The following is a 21,368-nucleotide window of genomic DNA, read 5'->3' as shown; positions in this document are numbered from 1 at the left end:
AGCGTGTTCCCGCTTTATTCCCGCTTTCCTCAACTTGCTGCAGATTCACGTACATGAAAACGTCAGATCACAAATCTCGTACGAAAAGGTGACGAAAATGAATGGAAGAATCGGTCATTTAAGCGGCGATTTATTTTTTGAAAATGAATTGGACATTTTTCTGAATCGTGAGTTGGAATCTTTTACGACTTTACAGCATACGCATGATTTCGTTGAAATTAGTTACGTTGGCGAAGGCAGCGGCTATCACTACATCGATGATGAAGTTATCTTTGTTAAGCAGGGGGATTTGTTTATCATCCCGATCGGTACGTCTCACGTGTTTCGACCCTCCTCTCCAAAGCAAGATAAACTGCTTGTCATCTACAATTGCATTTTCCGACTTGAACTGCTTGATAAATGGAGAAATCTCCTGCAGCAGGATTCCGTAACCTACCATGCCATAAATAATCCAAACAAATGTACAGCACATTGGTTGCATTTTCAGGATAAACACGACACCTTTTCCTTTATCGTACAAAACATGTACAGGGAATATTTGAAAAAAAGCCCAGGTTACGAGACGGTTTTGACCGCACTTCTGATCCAAATGCTGGTACTGCTTCAGCGCTTTGAGATGATCAATGAAACGGAAACCGCTTCCGTTCGGATGTTTGATGAAGTCGTTCATTTCATTAAATCCCGTTATACGCAAAATCTTACGGTTCAAGATGTGGCGGATTACTTTTTCTTAAGTGCCAGCCATTTTCAACGATTATTTAAAAAGTCAACAGGCTTATCGTTTACGCAGTATTTGCAAAACGTACGTATACAAAAATGCTGTGAACTGTTGAAGTCCACCGATATCCCGATCTATCAAATCGCTAATCAGGTAGGGTATCAGGATATGAAGTTTTTTCATGCCCTTTTCCGTAAAAAAACAGGTGTAACGCCTAGACAATATCGTCAAAACTTTCAGGAACTCGACGAATCAGATATTTCTTGTTAATTTATGGAGCTGGCCATCGAGATGGAGCAGCTTTTTTTGTTTCAATTGGATCCACAGAATTGAACTGAAAGCAGGATTCCCCCTATAACTAAGTAATCATCACCTATAATCCATTCAAATGAGGGGTGTATAATAAAACAAATGAGTATTGAAACCGTTATCAATGACATGTTGATATGACCAATAGGAGGTACTGTAATGGGGCGAATTCTATTAAACAACGTGGAAAAACGTTTTGGTAAAGAGAGAGCTTATGCTGTCAGAGATTTTAATTTAGAAATTCAAGATGGCGAATTTATCGTGATGGTCGGGCCCTCCGGCTGCGGGAAATCGACTACGCTCAGGATGATCGCAGGCTTGGAGGATATTACCTCAGGAGAACTATACATCGGAGATAAATTGGTCAATCATTTACCGCCGAAAGACAGGGATATTGCAATGGTTTTTCAAAACTATGCTTTGTACCCTAACATGAGCGTATATGAGAACATTGCGTTCGGATTGCGATTGCGGAAAATGGCAAAAAACGAGATCGATCAATCCGTTAAATCCACATCGAGAATACTGGAAATCGAGCCTTTTTTAACTCGGAAGCCTAGGGAGCTCTCAGGCGGTCAGCGGCAGCGTGTGGCTCTGGGCCGGGCGATAGTCCGCAATCCGCAAGTCTTTTTAATGGATGAGCCCTTGTCGAATCTGGACGCGAAGCTGAGAGTACAAATGCGGACGGAGATTATCGGGCTTCAGAAACAGCTTGGTGTAACGATGGTATACGTGACACACGACCAGGTGGAAGCGATGACCATGGGACATCGCATTGTAGTGATGAAGGATGGTTTAATCCAACAGGTGGATACACCAAAGCAGATATACAACAAACCGCGAAATATGTTCGTTGCCGGTTTCATTGGTACGCCGCCGATCAACTTTATTGAAGGTAAAATTCTTGAAGGCAGCGGTGATTCACTTGAGTTTCATACCAACCGCTATTATTTGAGAATTCCGCAGCTTCAAGCGGACATGCTCAGAAAACACAAGAAAGTCGAAAGGAACGTCATACTGGGCATTCGTAGTGAGAATATCCATTTGGATCCAATCATTCGGGAGGCTAATCCCCATGCGCAGATTGTCGGCATTCAAAAGCTGTATGAATTAATGGGAGCGGACATGTACTTGTATTTGGACATCGGGATGCCCAAACACCTCATCGCCAGGGTGCAGGCTGATCATGACTTTGATGACAATCAGAAGTTAGTTCTAACAATAGATATGCAGAAAGCACTTTTTTTCGACAAAGATTCCACAGCGAATTTGTCGTACTAGATTAGTGCAGCGGGAGGGATGGAGTTGAAAGCGTTATTAAGAACACGGGCATTGGTGTCTTTCATGTTAGCCCTGATCTGCGTGATGGGCCCAGGGCTATCCGCACTGGCTGACAGCAATGGCGTCCTGCCTCAAGCAAGATCTACGTCTGCGGGCATAGATGAAACTTCGACCGCACTCAAAAATTTGATTCCTACTTATGCTGAAGTACTTGAAGAATGGAAAAAGAGTGGTTCCAAATCCAATCCCACCGGAAGTATTACGATAAATGGAGCGAATATGACGGGGAAGTCGGCAAATGCCAACGTTGCCATAGAGTCTTACGATGGGAAAAACAACGTTATGGTGTGGAAAGCCAAAGGGGACGAATGGATTGAATATGAGATAGATGTTGCGCAAGGTGGACTGTATGCGATTGAGATGTCCTATCATCCTTTTGTAGATACGAGAGATCGTAAACCGATTGCTTTGGGCTTGAGTGTGGACGGGACATATCCATTCCTGGAGTCCAAGTCGCTTGAGCTATATCGTCACTGGAAGGATAAACTGCCGATTGTCAAGGATGACAACGGCGACGAAATTCGTCCGGCAGCCATCGATATTTCCGGGTGGCAAACGTGGGAAATGCGTGATATGTCCGGGGCTTATTTAGATCCATTGCTATGGAATTTGACTCCCGGGAAGCATAAGATTCGCTTGTCCGGAAGTGATCCGATGGCATTAGAGTCGATGACGTTCAAAGCGCTTGTCCCTATTGCAGACTATGAAACCGTAAGAAAAGAAATGCCGAAGGACGCTGCTGCCTTACAGGTTGATCCGATTGTGATCGAAGCGGAGCAGGTCGCGTGGAAGAACGACTCTTCCATCACACTCTCCTTCGACAACGATATCGCTAATAGTCCTTATGTACGCGGGAAAATTAGCTACAATACGCTGGATGGAACTCACTGGTCGTCGAAAAATCAGGAAATCAGCTGGAGCTTTGATGTTCCTGAAGCTGGCTTTTACAAAATTGCACTGCGTCAACAGCAATCATTCGTTTCAAACCGCTCCTCCTTCCGCTCAATTATGATCAACGGGAAAGTGCCATTTTCCGAATTGAAGGCATATCGATTTCCCTACGCAACCGGCTGGAAAGGAAGAGAGTTAGCCGATGATGAAGGTGAGCCATACCAATTTTATTTGCAAAAAGGAAGCAATACCATTTCCATGCGTGTCACACAGGCACCAGTTATGTCCATTGCCGCAGAAATGGAGAAGTCAATTACCAAATTGGTTAAGCTGTCCACCGACCTGCGCACCTTGACTGGCGGGGTAGACGATAAAAATCGGACTTGGGATCTTAAAAAGGATTTACCCGGTTTTGTAGAACAATTGCATGAACTAAATGCTAAAGTTACGGTAACCAGAGAACAGTTAATTTCAATCAATGGCCGCACGGATGCCCTTTCCCAAGGATTGGTAACTGTAAGCAAAGATATTGAAACGCTTTTAAAGTATCCAGATGAAATTCCTTATGATGCAGGCAGGATGAATAAAATACAGGGCAAGCTTATTGAGTTAGTCAAACAGCTAAGCTCCCAACCGCTCCAGATTGATCGTATTTATGTTGTTCCGGTAAATAAGCCGTTTCCGAAAATGGAAGCAACGTTTATGGAGAAGATACAAGGCTCGATTATCAACTTTCTAAATACCTTTATGACCAAAGAAAGCTCGGATAAAACGGATGATCAAGTGCTAAATGTTTGGATGAACCGTGGACGGGATTATGTCAATTTGCTGCAAAAGATGGCGAATGAAACGTTTACGCCGCAAACGGGCATTAAAGTTAAAGTCAACTTGCTTAAGGATGATAAACTGCTTCTATTGATGAATGCCGCCGGGATGGCTCCCGATGTCGGAATTGGATTGCCGCACGATACACCGTTCGATTATGCCATTCGCAATGGAGTTTACAATCTGAAGCAATTCCCAGACTTCGAAGATGTGTATAAGCAATTCGCTCCAGGTGCGTGGATGCCTTATTTCTATAATGAAGGCTATTATGCCGTTCCGGAGACACAGACGTTCTCCATGATGTTTTACAGGAAAGATATTTTGCAAAATCTTGGGCTGAGTGTCCCGGACACGTGGGATGACGTATACCGAATGCTGCCGGTCCTTCAGCAGAACAACATGAACTTTACGCCGGTCGAGCACACCATATTTATGCAAATGCATGGTCTTGAATACTTCAAACAGGACGGCTCAAGAACAGGACTTAATACGGATAAGGGTTTCGAAGCGTTCAAAGCGTGGACGGATTTGCAAGGCAAATTCGGAATCGATCTGAGAAGCGATAATTTCGTTCAGCATTTCCGCAACGGTTCGTATCCGATCGGTATCGCCGATCTAAATGGCTATCTCCAATTGACCGTTGCGGCACCTGAGCTGAACGGTATATGGGGTTTAGCACCGATTCCCGGCGTCAAGCAGGCAGATGGAACTGTTGTTAGGTGGACAGGAGGGAATGGCGGCACTCAATTTGCTTCGTCTATCTTCAAACACACAAAGAAACCGAAGGAAAGCTGGGAATTCCTAAAATGGTGGATGTCCGAAGAGGTGCAGGAACAATACGGTGTCGACTTGGAAACGCTTAACGGCGTAACGTTCCGGTGGTACACATCCAATGTCGATGCGTTTGTAAAGCTTCCTTGGAAGGAAGAAGACCTTCAAGCCATTCTGGAACAGTGGAAATGGTTCCGGGAGGTTGCGAAAGTACCAGGCAGCTATTATATGGAACGAGAGCTTTTGAATGCATGGACCCGAACCGTCATCGGCGGGGAGAACTATCGGACTTCTCTGGAAACCGCTATAAAGGAAGTCGATAGGGAAATACAAAGGAAAATGCAGGAGTTTCATTTTATGGATGACAGTGGACAGTTAATACGTTCTTTGAATTTACCTGTGATTACAAAGTCATGGGAAGGAGTGGATAAGTATGTTAAAAAGTGACGTGCAAGTGCTTCCGAGATCACTTCAGCCGGTTAAAATCCAAAAAAACAAGCTGGTGGTGGCGCTGCAAACGCTTTGGGAATACCGGGTCTCGTATTTATTCATCGCACCGTTCATGATTTGTTTCATTATTTTTATTTTGCTACCGGTCTTGTCCGCATTAGCGCTTAGTTTTACTTATTTCAACGCAATTGAAGCACCAAGGTTTATTGGCTGGAACAATTTCCGGGATATGCTTTCACAAGATTTGATTTTGATCAAATATGCGCTGCCCAATACCCTTTCATTTGCCCTTATTGTTGGCTCTGGCGGTTATGTGTGCGCCTTCATGCTTGCCTGGCTTATTTCGATTTTGCCTGGGATGTACCGCAAATGGTTTACGCTTGCCATGTATACCCCATCCTTAGCAAGCCTAGTCGCTATGAGCATTATTTGGACACCGATGCTCTCCAGCGATAGAATTGGTTATCTGAACAGCTTCTTACTAAAGATGAGCTTGATTAACGAACCAGTTCAGTGGGTAACGAGTAAAGAGCATTTGATGACTTCCATGGTCGTTGTATCGCTGTGGAAGAGTATGGGGATCGGATTTCTTGGCATGCTGGCGGGTATCTTAAACGTGAATCCTGAGTTGTACGAGGCAGGCAGACTGGACGGCATTCGCAGCCGTTTAGAGGAAGTCTGGTACATTACGATCCCTTCCACAAAACCTCAAATGCTGTTCGGAGCCGTAATGGCTATCGTTGGGGCGATTCAAATGTCTTCCATCGGAACGGCGCTGTCCGGCATGAATCCGACGCCGGAATATGCGGGACATATGATCACGACGCATATTGACGATTATGGACTAACACGGTTTGAACTCGGCTATGCGACGGCCTTGACTGTGTGCTTGCTTACGATCGTTTATTTCGCCCAAAAGCTGAGCTGGAAGCTGTTCGGAACGAAGGGAGAAGAATAAATGAGAATCACAGTGACGTTGCGCAAATTGGATGTATGGCGCAGAAGCGTGGGGATTAGAAAGTTGAGTCCATTCGAGATGTTTGCGGCAGTGCTTCTCGTCGTGCTGAGCATCTTCATGCTGCTGCCGATCGTGTACATTATTAATCATGCCTTTAAGCCGTATCAGGAACTATTCATCTATCCGCCAAACATCTTTGTGAGGGAACCTTCGATGCAGAATTTTGCAGAGCTGCTCGCCACGACCAAAGGTACGGCGGTTCCAGTCTCCCGCTATTTATTTAATAGCATAGTCGTCACATCGATGGCTGTCTTTTTGATCACAATGACAAGCGCGATGTGCGCTTATGCCATTTCCAAGCATAAATTCCCAGGACATAAGCTGATATTTGCAACGATTTTGCTGACCCTGGTGTTCGTTCCGGAAACGGTAGAAATTCCTAAATACTTGATCATTAGTAAGCTGCACATTTTCGATACGTACTGGGGTCACGTGTTGCCGTTGGTCGCCGTACCGACCGGAGTGTTTCTCATGAAGCAATTTATTGACCAATTGCCGGATGAACTGCTTGATTCTGCACGGATAGACGGAGCTAAGGAATTTAGGCTTTTTATCAGCATTGTAATCCCTATGCTGATGCCTGCAGTTGCGACAATTGCAATTATCGCCTTTGACTCAGCATGGAAGGATTCAAGTACATCAACTTCATATATGCAAAGTGAGACGATGAAGACTTTCCCGTTCTATGTGGAAACATTGACGAGCGGAATGGCAAACAGCGTGGCTAGGCAAGGTGCAGCCGCAGCCGCAGCGCTCCTCCTATTTCTGCCAAATCTGATCATGTTTCTCATTTTTCAAAGCAAGGTTATCGCAACAATGGCTCATTCCGGAATCAAATAAGAGGAGTTAGTTTTGGAGAAAAGGAGGGAAGGACGGGCATATGACACAGCACCAGAAAATGCGGGAAGTTGAACAATGGGGACAGTTTGAGCTGGCGTTGAATGGTCCGACAGAAGGAAACCCGTATCTAGATGTACAGCTATCCGCACGATTTGAGTTTAAGAACTTTATCGTCGAGCCTGACGGCTTCTATGACGGCAATGGCACTTATCGGGTTCGCTTCATGCCTGATAGGCCTGGCGTTTGGCGGTATGTAACCCGTAGCAGCCACCCTGAGCTTGACGAACAAATCGGCGAATTCGTATGTATCCCGCCGTCAGCAGGGAACCATGGAGCTGTGCGGGTTAAAGATCAGTATTTATTCGAGTACGATGATGGAACGCCCTATATGCCTTTCGGTACTACCTGCTATCATTGGACGCATTATCGCAACGAAGAGTTGGAAGAGCTCACCTTACAGTCACTGAAGAGCTCCCCATTTAATAAAGTAAGGATGTGTCTTTTGCCAACACGAGATATGCAGCCTCCACTAAGGCTTGCCTTCGCTGGAACCTGCCCGAACGATGTTGACAAAAGACAATTTAACCCGGAATTTTTCGTTCATTTAGAATCCCGTATCCGGGATCTCATGCAGCTTGGGATAGAGGCCGATCTCGTATTATTCCATCCTTACGATAAAGGGTATTGGGGAGTCGATAACATGGACGCCGATACGGACGCTTTTTACTTGCGCTATGTGATCGCCCGCTTGGCGTCATTTCGTAATGTATGGTGGTCGCTTTGCAACGAATATGATTTCAATAAAAATAAATCGATCGCGGATTGGGATCGTCTGCTTCAATTGACTCAGCGATATGATCCCTATCAGCATTTACGGTCGATTCATAACGGTACGAAGATGTACAAATCCTCAAGTTTATATGATTTTAGCAAGCCCTGGATTACGCATCAAAGTATTCAGCACTGGGATGCGGAGTTGACGACTGCTTGGCGTGAAGAAGTTGCCAAACCGATTGTTATCGACGAGATTTCCTATGAAGGCAACAGCTCCAGACGATGGGGCAATATATCCGGTGAGGAACTGACTCACCGCTTTTGGGAAGGGTTGTCACGAGGCGGATTTGTAGGGCATGGCGAGTCGTTCATTGACCGGGAGACGCGAGCCTGGATATCCTCGGGAGGAAAACTGTACGGAGAAAGTACGGAAAGAATCGCGTTCTTGCGTAAAGTGATGGAGGATGGCCCTGCGGACTGGATGAAAGCTGGGCATGAAGGAACGTATAAACTGCTGTACTTTGGGCACCATCAGCATGCGTATAAATTCTTGGACCTCAGGCACGACGTTTCTTATCGTATAGAGATTATTGATACTTGGAACATGACGGTTACCCCTTTATTAGGCACATACAGCGGGGTATGCAGGGTCGAGCTGCCAGGAAAGCCTTTTATGGCTCTTCGTATTCAAAAGGCAGGATAAACAGCTTATCTGGAAGGAGGAGATGTTTCTGGATTTTACAAGGGATGTTGAGCAATGGGGCATGTTTGAGCTAAAGCTGGACGGTCCCTCTGAGGGGAACCCGTTCACGGACATTTATCTTAGCGCCCAGTTCAAGAAGGGAATGAAAGAGGCGTACGCTGAAGGCTTCTATGATGGTTACGGCAAGTACCGAATCCGATTTATGCCAGAGGAAGAAGGTCTATGGACCTTCGAAACTTCGAGTTCATCTGTGGTGATGGACGGGTTGAAAGGGGAGTTTACTTGCACTTCGGCTACGCATTTGACTAACCATCACGGTCCAGTGAGGGTTAAGGATTCCACGCATTTTCATTATGCGGACGGAACACGCTATACGCCGATCGGAACGACGTGTTATGTGTGGCACTTGCAGAACGACGATATACAGGAACAAACGCTGCGAACGCTAAGTGACGCGCCTTTCAATAAAATTAGAATGTTCGTTTTCCCAAAGTCGTACATGCTTAATGATTTGGAACTGCTCTTATATCCATTCGAAGGTTCGCCGGAATCCGGGTTCGATTTTACAAGGTTTTGTCCTGACTATTTTGCTCATTTGGAGAAGCGGGTAAAGGATTTGGCAGAATTGGGCATCCAGACGGATCTAGTTTTGTTTCATCCCTATGATGAAGGCCGCTGGGGATTTGACCGGATGCCTCAAGAAGCGGATGACCGTTATGTTCGTTATGTCGTCGCGAGACTGGCCTCTTTCAGTCATGTATGGTGGTCATTAGCTAACGAATATGACTTGATGACACATAAAAAGTTGGAGGATTGGAACCGGCTTTTTCGGATTATTCAGGAATGCGATTATGGAGAACATTTACGGTCTATTCATAACGGCAGAACGTGGTACGATTTCGGCACGCCATGGACAACACATGTCAGTATCCAGCATGCCGATGTGAAAGTCATTTCGGAATGTACCAAACAATACGGCAAGCCTGTCATCATCGACGAATGCGGTTATGAGGGCAATTTGGATACGAGGTGGGGCAGTTTAACGCCAGAAGAATTGCTTTGCAGAATCTGGGAAGGCACATGCCGTGGGGGGTATGTGACACATGGGGAAACGTATTGGAATGCTGAGGAAATCTTATGGTGGTCACATGGTGGAGAGCTACAAGGAAAATGCGTTCGGAGAATCGAATTCTTAAGAGGAATTCTTGAGAATGCGCCTACTCAATTAACCTATACGAGTGATAGCTATGACGCAGCGACATTATCGATTCCTGGCGAGTACTATTTGCAATATTTTGGTCCCCATCGATTTGCTTACCGCGAATTTTTATTGCCGGAAGGCACATACAACGTAGATCTGATTGATACTTGGAACATGATCGTTACCCCGTTAGAAGGCAATTATGAAGGGCGCTTTCGAATAAATTTGCCTGGAAAACTCTACTATGCATTACGTATTCAAAAAATGAAGGAGTGGTGCTGATGAAACAAATGCGCAATTCTGCTGAAGGTACAAAATTGTGGTATGAAAAACCGGCAAAATCGTGGAACGAAGCGCTGCCGATCGGGAACGGGCGGCTTGGCGCCATGATATTCGGCAAAGTGAATAACGAAAGACTGCAATTAAATGAGGACTCCGTTTGGTATGGAGGACCTGTTAACGGAGATAATCCGGAGGGACAAAAATATTTTCCGAAGATCCGCCAACTGTTGATGAAAGGTAAACAAATCGAAGCTGAAGAGCTCGCTCAAATGGGAATGATGTCCATTCCGAAATCCTTACATCCTTATCAACCGCTCGGGGATTTTCAAATTTACCATGACGGCGAAAAGAAGATGATTTCCAATTACTATAGGGAATTGGACATTGAACAGGGAATCGCGCAAGTAAGCTATTGCCTGAACGATATTCAGCATTCTAGGGAATTGTTCAGCAGCGCGATTGATCAGGTCATGGTGATTCGCATCGCGTGTGATCGGCCTGCCAAGTTGAATCTTCGTATGCATTTGAGCCGAAGACCTTTTGATGAAGGTACACAAAGGGTGGCCAATGACACACTGATGATGAGCGGCGAGAATGGGAGAGGCGGGGTTACCTACTGTGCAGCGGTGAAAGCGGTTCCTGATGGAGGATCGGTTAAAACAATCGGTGATTTTCTCATCGTTCAGGCAGAAGCGGTTACGATTTATATCGCAGCTCAGACCTCCTTTCGTCACTCAGACCCGAAAGCAATATGCTTACGTCAATTGGAGCATGCGGCAGGCAAGGGGTATGATAAAGTTAAAACGGATCACGTTGCGGATCATGTTAGCAGGATTAAGCGTGTGAGGCTGGAGTTAGGGCGGCCCGATGATAACAAAGTAGCGGATTCACTGCCTACAGACGCCCGGTTGCAGCGATTCAAAGATGGCGGGAGTGATAACGGACTTGTGTCATTATATTTCCAATACGGCCGTTACTTATTAATGGCCTCCTCTCGTCCGGGTTCTAATCCTGCCAATTTGCAAGGGATATGGAATGAAAGTTTTACTCCTCCATGGGAGTGTAAATATACGATTAATATCAATACGGAAATGAACTACTGGCCTGCGGAAGTGTGCAACCTGTCAGAATGCCATGAGCCATTGTTCGATTTGATCGACCGCATGCGGATAAACGGCAGGAAAACGGCGCAGGAGGTTTACGGGTGCAGGGGGTTTGTCGCACACCATAATACCGATATGTGGGGAGCAACCCAAATTGAGGGCAATTTTATGCCGGGATCGATTTGGCCAATGGGGGCTGCTTGGTTGACCCTGCATCTATGGGAGCATTACCGCTATGGTCAGGATGAACGTTTCCTTCGCGAACGAGCGTATCCGATTATGAAAGAAGCAGCCGAATTTTTCTTGGACTATTTGTTTGAAGATGAAGAGGGGCGCCTTATCACAGGACCGTCTACATCGCCAGAAAACAAATTTATCGGTCCTGATGGCAGTGTAGGATGTTTAACCTTAGGTCCATCCATGGATACACAAATCATCTATTCTTTGTTCCGAGCTTGTATCGAGGCATCGGAACACCTGAGAACGGATGAATTAACCCGTCACGAGTGGGAACGCAAGATTCGCAAACTGCCGCCGCCGCAAATCGGGAAGCACGGGCAGCTACAAGAATGGGTGAAGGACTGGGACGAGGTACATCCGGGCCATCGCCATATCTCTCACTTGTTCGCCCTTCATCCTGGAGAAATGATTCATGTGCGCCATACGCCTGAATGGGCGAATGCCGCCAAACGAACTTTGGAACGCAGACTGGAATCCGGAAGTGGCCATACGGGCTGGAGTCGGGCATGGATCATTAATTTCTTTGCACGTTTAGAAGATGGGGAAAAGTCTTATGAACATTTTCGTATGCTGCTATCCCACTCAACGCTGCCGAATCTATTCGACAATCACCCGCCGTTTCAGATCGATGGCAATTTTGGCGGAACCGCAGGAATTGCAGAGATGCTTCTGCAATCCCATCGTGGGGAGATTAACCTGCTTCCAGCGTTGCCGAATGCATGGGCAAGAGGAGAGATTAGCGGTTTAAGAGCAAGGGGCGGCTTTGAAATCGACATCGCCTGGGAAGATGGTGAGCTGATCCGCTGTGTCATCCAAGCCAAGCATAACCAATCATGCACAGTTGTTTACAGGCGCGGGCAGGCTCCGCTCATTGTAGAATCTGAAGGTGTGGCGGTGGAGGCTGAGGTTCTGTCTCATGTAATAAGATTCCAAGCTGAGGCTGGTAAACGCTATGTGCTTACTCTCGGAGAGCAGCCGCAAAACGAACTCTTAAAAACGGCAACTAATATTTGAACGATTGTTAAGGCCACCGTGATTGGTGGCCTTTTTCTTATTCGTTGCGGCAACGATGCCAACGTGGTTGTATCATCCCTACAAAAAAGCATGAACACCCTATAAATGTATTTCCATCCTCGTGTAATGTAAGAAATAAAGAGGTGGGACTATGGAGTTCATTAGACCAGAAGATTATTTGCCTAATAAGAAGCGTATTACAAATATGAACGAATACGGAATCGGCCTCATCGGATGCGGCAGCATAGCCAATACGGCGCATTTGCCCGCCTACCGCAAGTACGGTTTGCCTATTACGGCTTGCTGCGACGTAAACGAGGAAGCGGCTCGCGCAACAGCGGAAAAGTTTGATATTCCTTTCTGGACAACTGATGTTAATCAACTACTCGAGAGGGAAGATGTAGGTGTAATCGATCTGGCCATCCATCCTGAACCGCGATGGGAAGTGCTGCAATTAATCGGGAAGGCTCCGAGGCCAGTATTGTGCCAAAAGCCGTTAGCCCTGGATGTGACACAAGCACAACGTCTTAGTGACGAGGCAAACAGGCTAGGTATTATCCTGGGCGTCAACCAACAGGCTCGCTGGGCCCCGGCGCATAAAGCGCTAAAAATGGTGCTGGAGCAAGACCTCATCGGCGAAGTATACAGTATTCATCATTATATGCGATCGTTCCAGGACCAGGCTGGCTGGTGGTGGACAAATATGAAAGATTTTAACATTGTCGACCACGGTGTGCACTATGTAGACCTCTGCCGGTACTTCAATCCTTATCCAGAGGAATGGTCAAGAGTGCACTGCACGACAGCACAGCTAAACCGGCAAAATGCAATCGACCCGCTCATCTACTCGGCGAATGTAGAGTTCGGTCCTAAAGGCGGGCGGAACCCGCTGATGGCTTCGCTCCATTTTAACAATATTGCCAAAGCAAGCCGCTCACACAGCAATACTTGGTGGATCGATGGGACGGAAGGAAGTCTTTGGTGTACGCAAGATACGCTATTTATGGCACTGAACAAACACAAAAACGTTGTTCATGAGATCAAGCTGAAAGGAAACTGGTTCCCAGATGCTTTCGCGGGCTCTATGATTGCTTTCATGACTGCTTTGGAGGAAGGCGACCTCCCGCCGGTCACGTCAGAGGATAACATCCAGACCGTGGCGTTGACAACAGCGATGGTGAATTCCAGCGAGAAAGCCTGTGTGGTGGAAAGAACGGATATGCTGAAAGGAAGCGTTGTGAGATGAACCAACTCGGTTTTATGAGCTATATCTATATGGGCTGGAGTGCAAAAGCCATGGCGGAAGATGCTCGCAATCAGGGCTTGAGGTATGTGCAAATTGATCCCAAGCAAGCTATGCAGGTGATGGACGACCAACCGTTTTCGATATCCCGCGCCGAGAAAATCCGCACTATCTTTGAGAATAACGGCATTACCGTCATCGGCTTATCCGGTTATACGAATTTGATGAACCCAAATCTTCAGAAAAGGGAAGTCAAGCTGGAGCAGTTGGAAAGGATGATCGACCTATGTTCGATCTATGGCACTAGGTATATTGCGACAGAGACTGGAAGCCTTCATCCGACTAACGCATGGCGCGATTTTGAAGGTAACCGTACCGCCGATGCATGGGAGCAGCTGCTGCAAATCATGGACCGCTTGCGAAATCGGGCTGTGAAGAACGGAGCAGCTCTGTTAGCCGAAGGCTTTGTGAATAACGTACTTGCAAGCACAGGCCAAGCCGTAGATATGATGGAAAGGTTAGGAACGGAAGGTTTGGCATTCATTATGGATCCCTTTAATTACTTGAAGCAAGAAGATTTGATCAGGCAGCCCGAGGCGATGGCGAAAATGTTTGATCATATCGGCGATTATTGCCCAATCGCCCATGCAAAGGACGCACTTTACGGAGATGAAGGGTTTACAACCCCACGGGTCGGGGCTGGGCAGGCGGATTGGAATGAGTATGCAGGGCTCCTTGCCCGCCGGTTGCCAGATGTTCCCTTGATTCTAGAGCATGCGAAGCCGGAAGAAGTGGCTGATTGCCTTTCAATTATCCGTCGAGCCTTTGAGCGTGTTGAGGCAAACTATGCATAAACCGAAACTAGGCATTCAGGGTCCTGTCGTAGCGTGGCAGGATCCGTGGGCGGGAGAGGTTTCAGATCTCATTATGCGGACGGGAACAGGGAGCATCTGTCCTTCACAGGATCCGAAACCGGAATCTGAAGCTTTTGTGAACAGCCTGCGTGAATTGGAAGCGGACTTTTACGTTCATCACGTTCTGCCAGAGATTGATCATTGGGAGGTTGTTGCGGATATTACCGCAGCGGGTATGGACATTTGCCTCGGCAACGAATACGGCAACATTAACGGGCCTTGGGTGGAAGGAACAAACCGATATGATATTCCCGACGAGGCGATTGTAGAGGCGTCCACCTCAGGACGATGCATTGGATTGCTGTACGATGAGCCCGAGCATTTGCAAATTAACGCCGCACAGTACCGAAAAGATGGATGGTTCCCTCATTGGGGCGGCACGGACGGTTTAAATGTAGCGCAGTCGCGAAGCAAGGTGGAACAATCCGTTCGAATGCGAACGCAACACGTTCAGCAAGTTGTGGAGCGTAAGGGGTTTATGAGCAAATCCGTACCTTTAATATCGGAACAGGTATTTCCGACGATGTTTCACACATTTGCCAGAGCGGGTATGGACCTTTGTCCGAAAATCATGAAGGAATCATTTCAATCGCTGCAGCTCTCCACAGCGCTAGGTGCAGCCAAACAATACGACAGGGCGCTTTGGATTTGTGCCGATTTATGGGGACCGGATATAGGAACTTGGTTTACGCGGTTTCCCGGCTTCCCAGGACACTCTCCGCAGGAATTTGAGTCTGCTTTAAAGATGGGGTACTTCATGGGGCCGACACATCTGTTCGTGGAAAATATCGACGTTTTGTTAAAGTATGGGCCGGCAGGCTTCACAAAGACAGAATTCGGCGAAGTGTGGCAGCAATTCGTCCGAAAATTTATTCCTGAACATCCGCTAACTTGGCATCATATGCAGGCAGATCCAGACATAGCAGTCATTCATTCGGATGACGGGAATTATGGTCAAAATGAGCGATTATTTGGAAATCGTATGCTTCAGGGGCAAGACATCGCACCAAGCCAAAGCATGTTTCACATTTGGCATCTGCTTAGCCGTGGAAAGATACCTGCCCATGGCAGCTGCATGCATATTCCAGGGTACGACTTTCCGAGGCACCAATTGAAGCAGGACGTGCCCCTTGATCAGTTTCCGCTCGGTCAGGGATTTGCGGGTGCCGGCGGTAAACAGGTGCATCCATTGTTTTATCCGCTGCCGAATGTCCTAGCGTTTGACGATCACGTAAGTGCAGAGAAACTTGGGCAGCCTAAGTTAATTATCGTCGGCGGCACAACGCTTTCCGCAAACACATTTTCAATCATTGCCAAAAGGGCAGAAGAGGGGACTCTAGTCGTCATCGCCGCCTGGCTCCTTCCTGCGGATTGCCCAGAATTGCTAAGGAAGAGCGGGAAAGTGGGCTTCGGTCGTTGGATCGTCGTAAACGATTTCTTGGCGGGTGAAGTGAAAGAGACCATCGAGCCGTTCTTAGGTGAGAAGAGAATGTGGAGACAGCGTTTCGGATCATCGGAAGTGAGGATGTATCCGCAGGACGAAGAAGGTTATACGTTAGATTTTGAGATTGTGCAGGTATGACGAGGAGTAAGGTGGAGATTTGATTGGAGCCGACAAAACGTTTGGATCAGTTCGCGGAAATCGCATTTCGTGAGCATCCCGGAAATAAAGAAGAACTGCGGGACATTCCGCCTATAACTTATGAGAAGAAATATTTTGTACCTGGGACGGATAAGGCCGAGCGCGTAGTTAGGCTAACGTTCGATGAGCAGTTGGCTCGCTTCCAAGAAGAACTGCAGCAATTGCGCGACAAATATCGGCCTTATATGCGCAACTTGGCGCCGTCTCCTACCTTTCATCGAGAATGTCAAGAATACAGCCGTTTTCAATTCCGCTATCAAACGCCAGCCGATGCTGATTTTACCCGTGTATTGGATGGGGTAGGGGATTGGGAGGAAGTAACGATTCCTGATTTCCGCGGACCCACAGGGGAAAAAGGTAAATGGACGGGATTTTACCGCAACGAGTTTATCTATCCTAACATTCCTGAGGGAAAACGAGTATTCATCGTGTTCAAAGGTGTTGATTATAAAACGACTGTGTATCTCAATCACAAGTGCATCGGCAGTCATGAAGGTTTTTTTGCGCCATTTGAATTTGATGTGACGGACTTTTTACAGGAGCAAAATACATTGGTCGTTGAAGTGCATACTGATTTTCCGATGATGGGTGTCGGTGGAACGAAGCTGGATGGTGACAAAATATACGCAGCGACTGGACCGGGCTGGGATGATCCCAGTGAAGGTTGGAATCACTGTCCGCCGGGAGCGGGTATATACAATAAAGTGTATTTGGAACAGCGGTCGGAGCTGTTTATCCAAGATGTGTTCGTGCGGCCGGACATTGACAGCGGCTCTGTGGAAGTATGGATTGATGCCGTGAACACTACGCCCAATATTATGGAAAATTTTGAGTTAAAATTGGAAATTATACCCCGAAATTTCACGGGTCATGGCGTAGGCCTCATCTCGTTTAAAGTGGCTTACGCCGGGCCAGGCATCAATTATTTCCGTTATAAGGTGGATTTCCCGTCATTTCAATTATGGGAACCGGAATCCCCGTTTCTTTATGTGGCGCGAATTGAAGTAAAGAACGGTAATCATTGCTTGGATAGCCGGGATCGCATATTCGGTATGCGCAAATTTCATATGGATGAACAGCAATCGCCGAAAGGCACGCTATATTTGAACAATCGTCCTATCATACTGAGAGGCGCCAATGAAATGGGTCACTTGCAACAATGTGTCATGAACAACGATTTTGAACAATTAATCGATGACATTTTGATTGCTAAGATTGCGAATTTGAATTTTTACCGGATAACCCAACGCCCTGTACAGGAAGAAATCTACGATTATTTCGATATACTCGGCATGATGCATCAATGCGATTTGCCCACATTCGGATTTATTCGCCGAAATCAATTCGTCGAAGGTGTAAAGCAAGCAGCGGAAATGGAAAGGTTGATTCGCAGCCATCCTTCCTCCGTCATGGTATCGCTAATTAACGAGCCTTCTCGGACTGAAAAAAGACGAAAGGGCCACCGTTTCTTGCATCGGAACGAGCTGGAAGCTTTTTTTGTTGCATCTAGACAGGCGATATTTGTTGAAAATCCCGATCGTGTAATTAAAAACGCGGAAGGTGATTATAATCCGCCTACCCGTGAAGGGCTGCCCGATTTTCATTGCTATAACCTTTGGTATACGAATAACGTTATTCCTGTAGGGAAAATGTACAAAGGCTATCTTCCGACGATCCGGGAGGGATGGAAGGCGGGATGCGGCGAGTACGGAACTGAGGGACTGGATCATGTTGAACTGATGATGACTCGCTATCCGAAGGAGTGGCTTCCCTCATCTGGACAGGATCGCTGGCTGCCGAACGTCATCCATGGCGCTCAAACCTACAATCTTCACGGGGATTGGTTTGCCGAACAGCATACGATGCGCGATTGGATTGAGGCAAGTCAGCAGCATCAAAGCTTGGCAACGAAGCTGATGACGGATGCATGGCGCAGAAGGGCGGACAGGGTCGTGTCTACCGCCATCCACCTGTTAATTGATGCCTGGCCTGCTGGATGGATGAAAGCGCTTGTCGGCGTCGATCGTATACCGAAACCAGCGTATTTTACCTATAAGGAATGTTTAGAGCCCGTTCGCGTTAATCTGAGGTGCGACAGATGGAAAGCGTACGAAGGCGAGACGTTGGGAATTGAAGCTTGGCTCTTGAATGATACAGCGAAGGAATACGGACAATGCCGAATCGTGGCAACGCTGAGAGATGATTCAAGAGATTACGGTCATTATGAACTATCATGCCATCTACCGGTAGCCTCTTCCCTTTATGCAGGTTCCATTCTGTTCTCAGTACCTACGGTACAGGACAGGCAAAAATTATATATGGATGCAAAATTGCTTGATGAAAACGGAAACATTCTGAACGTAGAAAGGTTTGATTTGGAGGCATTTGCAAGAGCAGGCAGCGAGAAGCCGCAAAAGGTTTTATTTCTCGATTCAGCATCTGAGCTGCTCGGCTCGCTGCTGAATGTTGCCGGGGAGCGTTATGTCGACGAAGCGCAGAGCAGTAATACGCTTGTCGTTTCCTCTAAAGAAGCATTCGACCGTCACCGTACATCCGTTCTTGCTACTGTTCGTAATGGCGCAACCGCTGTTTGTTTACTGAAGCACTCGGACAGCGGTGTGTGGGATCTAGATGATACGCAGATTCAGACAGTGAAATTACGAGAAGTGTATACGCTTTCTATGCAAGCTGGCGACCTCAACATGCCAGGATTGCAGCCGCACGACATCTCTTATCTGTATAATTTGACCACGGACCGGATTGACGGAGTTTCCAACTGTTACTTGCAAGGAGAGGGAATTGAGCCTATCGTATTCACCTATCAGGCGCAGAATGAGACGAATGGGAAGCGGAAGCTTCCTGTGGTAGGGATGAAGCGCTTGGGGAACGGCCTAATGTTTTTCGTCTGCATGCCGCTAGCCGGCAGGGTAGGTTTTAATCCAACTTTAGACCGTCTCTTGAAAGCCTTGTTTAGCAAGAAAGGGGAGAGTGTCAAGTGTACGTCATTGCTAGCCGGAATCAGGGGCGACGAGCCGAAGTAGCAGTCACGACAAAAGGGATACAGCTCGTTCTGAGAACGGAGGGGGAACACGCCCCCTTTTTCACGGGACGCTTACATGAGATGCTTTGTTATTCCGCCGGAAGACCGTGGCATATGGACACACCTGGGCTGGGGGATGTGCGAATGGATGTCGAGTCCGGTTTGATTCGGATCAGTGGCACATTAGAAGCGCTGAACGTCACACTGAGTCTGGCTTTTGACGATATGGATCTCTTGCGTGTAACCGTGAGTTGGGAAAATCGGAGCGGAAACTTGTTAAATGAAGTAGCCGTTGGCCTCCTTTTCATGCTTCCAAAGCGGAGCAAGGAAAAGGTGACGATTCCGCACATGATGTATAATAACAATCCTTCCTCCGATCCGAATCGGATTGTTCCCCGGCTTGGGGTGGGCCCTGGCAAAGGATTCATCTGTGAAGAGCATCGGCTGCCAATTCCCTGTGTAAATGTGGAATGGGCGGAACATGAAACGACGCGATATTTCTCTTTGTTTTCGATCCCGGACTACGTGGAAACAGAAGAGGGAATTGTGCAATACGGTTCGCTCGGAGCGATACAAGAGGAAAACCGAACGATCACGACTGCGCTAAGCGGTGTTCTGATGTTCAACGGTGAGAAAGACACGTATTATGTAGCAAAAAATAAAACAGAGCCTTATCAAGGCGGATATCTGGATTGGGAACAAGGCGATACCTTAACTAAACAGTATGCGCTGGATTGGGATACAGTTCCCCGTCCCGGCCATGCGTACCGCGAAATCGTTCGTAAAGGCATGCAGCTGTATACGCCTGAAGGAAAGAAGCCGCTCTCGCTCGAAGAGCTGATCCGACTGAAAACCAGCGCGATGGACGACCGCTGGAGAACCAGCGAGCATGGTGCCGCTGGATATGTGAAATTTAACGATTCGAATGTATTCGGCAACGCATCCAAGCATCCGCTGCACTATATGTACGGTTGGACGGGTCAATGCTTGAAGCTGGCCTGGTGCGATGCCAAGTTGGGCATCGAAGAGGGAGAGGAAGAAAGAATTGTCAGATGCCTTCAGGCTGTTAATTTTTATTTATCCGAGAGCCGCACCGAAGTGTCAGGTATGAGACACAGCATGTATCGCCTAGAGGAAGGAGCATGGGACGATTTCCACTTGAACAAGCAGCCTGTTGCCTCAAGCCGGGCTTACGGTGAAACCATAGCCGATCTGGCGGAAATTGTCCTCTTATTTCGGAAAGGCGGCCGGCAAGTGCCGGACCACTGGATCGAAGCGCTGCGCGAAGCAGCTGATTTCTTCCTGAGTGGCGCCCTGCCTCCAGGCATCTATCCCTCTGCGTGGATGATGGATGGCAAGCCGGCAGATTCCATGATAACGGCAGCCGGTCTGCCGTGTTTGATCGCTCTGGTGAAAACATACGGGATCACCTTGGAGAGAAAATATTTGGATCATGCCGAGAAGATGATGCAGCGCTATTACGAGCTTCATGTTGAGACATTCGAACGACCATTTGCCCGTTCTACGCTTGATGCTAAGTGCGAGGATAAGGAAGCGGGCATGTATTTCTTCCTTGCCGCTTACGAACTCTTTCTATTGACTCGCGATGAACGATATTGTGAATGGGCTGAAATTTCTGCGGACTGGCTACTGACTTTCGTTTATATGTGGAACCCTGTGTATAATCAGGGATCAGCGTTCCGGAACACGGGTTTCAGCGCCGTTGGTTGGCCTGGTGTCAGTGTGCAAAATCATCACTTGGATGTATTTTTTCCAACCTATGAGTTTTGGCAGTTTGGCAGATTAACGGGCAAGGAACAGTATGAACGATGGGGACGAATGGCGCTGGATGCGATGGGGCAAGGCATTTGTACGAAGCCCGGTGAATGGAAATTTACCGTTGTAGGGGAACAAGGGGAGGGCTTTTTCCAAACGAATTGGAATCATAGGGGACATAGCAATAAATGGAACCCTTCGTGGGTAATTGCGCTGGTTCTAATAAATGCTTTGCGGTTCCGGGATACATTGGCATGACGGAGAAAGATAGGA

At 47.2% G+C, this 21,368-nt stretch carries 13 protein-coding genes; all 13 read left to right on the top strand.

From position 1 onward, the window contains the following. The first annotated feature begins 97 nt into the window (after positions 1-97). The 13 genes from AC58QG_RS11235 (at position 98) to AC58QG_RS11175 (ending at position 21,353) form a co-directional block, all read left to right on the top strand. Positions 98-988, top strand: coding sequence for a helix-turn-helix domain-containing protein (locus AC58QG_RS11235; RefSeq protein WP_497362835.1), 891 nt, complete (start codon positions 98-100; stop codon positions 986-988). Positions 989-1,186: 198 nt separating this feature from the next. Further along, on the top strand, positions 1,187-2,308 hold the full coding sequence (locus tag AC58QG_RS11230; protein ID WP_497362130.1) for an ABC transporter ATP-binding protein: 1,122 nt from the start codon (positions 1,187-1,189) through the stop codon (positions 2,306-2,308). Positions 2,309-2,326: 18 nt separating this feature from the next. Continuing rightward, a complete protein-coding gene (locus AC58QG_RS11225; protein WP_497362129.1) occupies positions 2,327-5,302 on the top strand; it encodes an extracellular solute-binding protein in 2,976 nt (991 codons plus the stop codon). Further along, on the top strand, positions 5,289-6,263 hold the full coding sequence (locus AC58QG_RS11220; protein ID WP_497362128.1) for a carbohydrate ABC transporter permease: 975 nt from the start codon (positions 5,289-5,291) through the stop codon (positions 6,261-6,263). The genes AC58QG_RS11225 and AC58QG_RS11220 overlap by 14 nt, the downstream gene beginning before the upstream one ends. Then, positions 6,264-7,163 carry a carbohydrate ABC transporter permease gene (locus tag AC58QG_RS11215; protein WP_497362127.1) on the top strand — a complete coding sequence of 300 codons (900 nt, stop codon included), beginning with the start codon at positions 6,264-6,266 and terminating at the stop codon, positions 7,161-7,163. Positions 7,164-7,203: 40 nt separating this feature from the next. Continuing rightward, the gene (locus AC58QG_RS11210) at positions 7,204-8,640 is read left to right on the top strand and encodes a DUF5060 domain-containing protein (RefSeq protein ID WP_497362126.1); all 1,437 of its coding nucleotides are present in this window, start codon (positions 7,204-7,206) and stop codon (positions 8,638-8,640) included. 22 nt (positions 8,641-8,662) lie between these two features. Beyond that, positions 8,663-10,123 (top strand): DUF5605 domain-containing protein, encoded by a 1,461-nt coding sequence (locus AC58QG_RS11205; protein WP_497362125.1) that lies wholly within the window; start codon positions 8,663-8,665, stop codon positions 10,121-10,123. After that, complete coding sequence (locus tag AC58QG_RS11200; protein ID WP_497362124.1) at positions 10,123-12,480, top strand: glycoside hydrolase family 95 protein; 2,358 nt, start codon at positions 10,123-10,125, stop codon at positions 12,478-12,480. The genes AC58QG_RS11205 and AC58QG_RS11200 overlap by 1 nt, the downstream gene beginning before the upstream one ends. Before the next feature lie 151 nt (positions 12,481-12,631). Next, positions 12,632-13,726 (top strand): Gfo/Idh/MocA family protein, encoded by a 1,095-nt coding sequence (locus tag AC58QG_RS11195; RefSeq protein ID WP_497362123.1) that lies wholly within the window; start codon positions 12,632-12,634, stop codon positions 13,724-13,726. Further along, entirely contained in the window at positions 13,723-14,577 is an 855-nt protein-coding gene (locus AC58QG_RS11190) for a sugar phosphate isomerase/epimerase family protein (RefSeq protein ID WP_497362122.1), read from the top strand. The genes AC58QG_RS11195 and AC58QG_RS11190 overlap by 4 nt, the downstream gene beginning before the upstream one ends. Next, the gene (locus AC58QG_RS11185) at positions 14,570-16,219 is read left to right on the top strand and encodes a hypothetical protein (protein ID WP_497362121.1); all 1,650 of its coding nucleotides are present in this window, start codon (positions 14,570-14,572) and stop codon (positions 16,217-16,219) included. The genes AC58QG_RS11190 and AC58QG_RS11185 overlap by 8 nt, the downstream gene beginning before the upstream one ends. A 23-nt stretch (positions 16,220-16,242) precedes the next feature. Continuing rightward, positions 16,243-19,320 (top strand): glycoside hydrolase family 2 protein, encoded by a 3,078-nt coding sequence (locus AC58QG_RS11180; protein ID WP_497362120.1) that lies wholly within the window; start codon positions 16,243-16,245, stop codon positions 19,318-19,320. After that, positions 19,275-21,353 (top strand): hypothetical protein, encoded by a 2,079-nt coding sequence (locus AC58QG_RS11175; protein WP_497362119.1) that lies wholly within the window; start codon positions 19,275-19,277, stop codon positions 21,351-21,353. The genes AC58QG_RS11180 and AC58QG_RS11175 overlap by 46 nt, the downstream gene beginning before the upstream one ends. The last annotated feature ends 15 nt before the right edge of the window (positions 21,354-21,368 follow it).

It is taken from the genome of Paenibacillus sp. J22P169, from assembly GCF_059691995.1.
Note: the sequence above shows the minus strand (reverse complement) of the source record. Positions and strands in the feature narration are given on the sequence as shown.

Excerpts from the sequence above, each read along its gene's own strand:
- AC58QG_RS11235 (WP_497362835.1), top strand. The coding sequence starts at position 98 with ATGAATGGAAGAATCGGTCATTTAAGCGGCGATTTATTTTTTGAAAAT.
- AC58QG_RS11230 (WP_497362130.1), top strand. The coding sequence starts at position 1,187 with ATGGGGCGAATTCTATTAAACAACGTGGAAAAACGTTTTGGTAAAGAG.
- AC58QG_RS11225 (WP_497362129.1), top strand. The coding sequence starts at position 2,327 with ATGGAGTTGAAAGCGTTATTAAGAACACGGGCATTGGTGTCTTTCATG.
- AC58QG_RS11220 (WP_497362128.1), top strand. The coding sequence starts at position 5,289 with ATGTTAAAAAGTGACGTGCAAGTGCTTCCGAGATCACTTCAGCCGGTT.
- AC58QG_RS11215 (WP_497362127.1), top strand. The coding sequence starts at position 6,264 with ATGAGAATCACAGTGACGTTGCGCAAATTGGATGTATGGCGCAGAAGC.
- AC58QG_RS11210 (WP_497362126.1), top strand. The coding sequence starts at position 7,204 with ATGACACAGCACCAGAAAATGCGGGAAGTTGAACAATGGGGACAGTTT.
- AC58QG_RS11205 (WP_497362125.1), top strand. The coding sequence starts at position 8,663 with ATGTTTCTGGATTTTACAAGGGATGTTGAGCAATGGGGCATGTTTGAG.
- AC58QG_RS11200 (WP_497362124.1), top strand. The coding sequence starts at position 10,123 with ATGAAACAAATGCGCAATTCTGCTGAAGGTACAAAATTGTGGTATGAA.
- AC58QG_RS11195 (WP_497362123.1), top strand. The coding sequence starts at position 12,632 with ATGGAGTTCATTAGACCAGAAGATTATTTGCCTAATAAGAAGCGTATT.
- AC58QG_RS11190 (WP_497362122.1), top strand. The coding sequence starts at position 13,723 with ATGAACCAACTCGGTTTTATGAGCTATATCTATATGGGCTGGAGTGCA.
- AC58QG_RS11185 (WP_497362121.1), top strand. The coding sequence starts at position 14,570 with ATGCATAAACCGAAACTAGGCATTCAGGGTCCTGTCGTAGCGTGGCAG.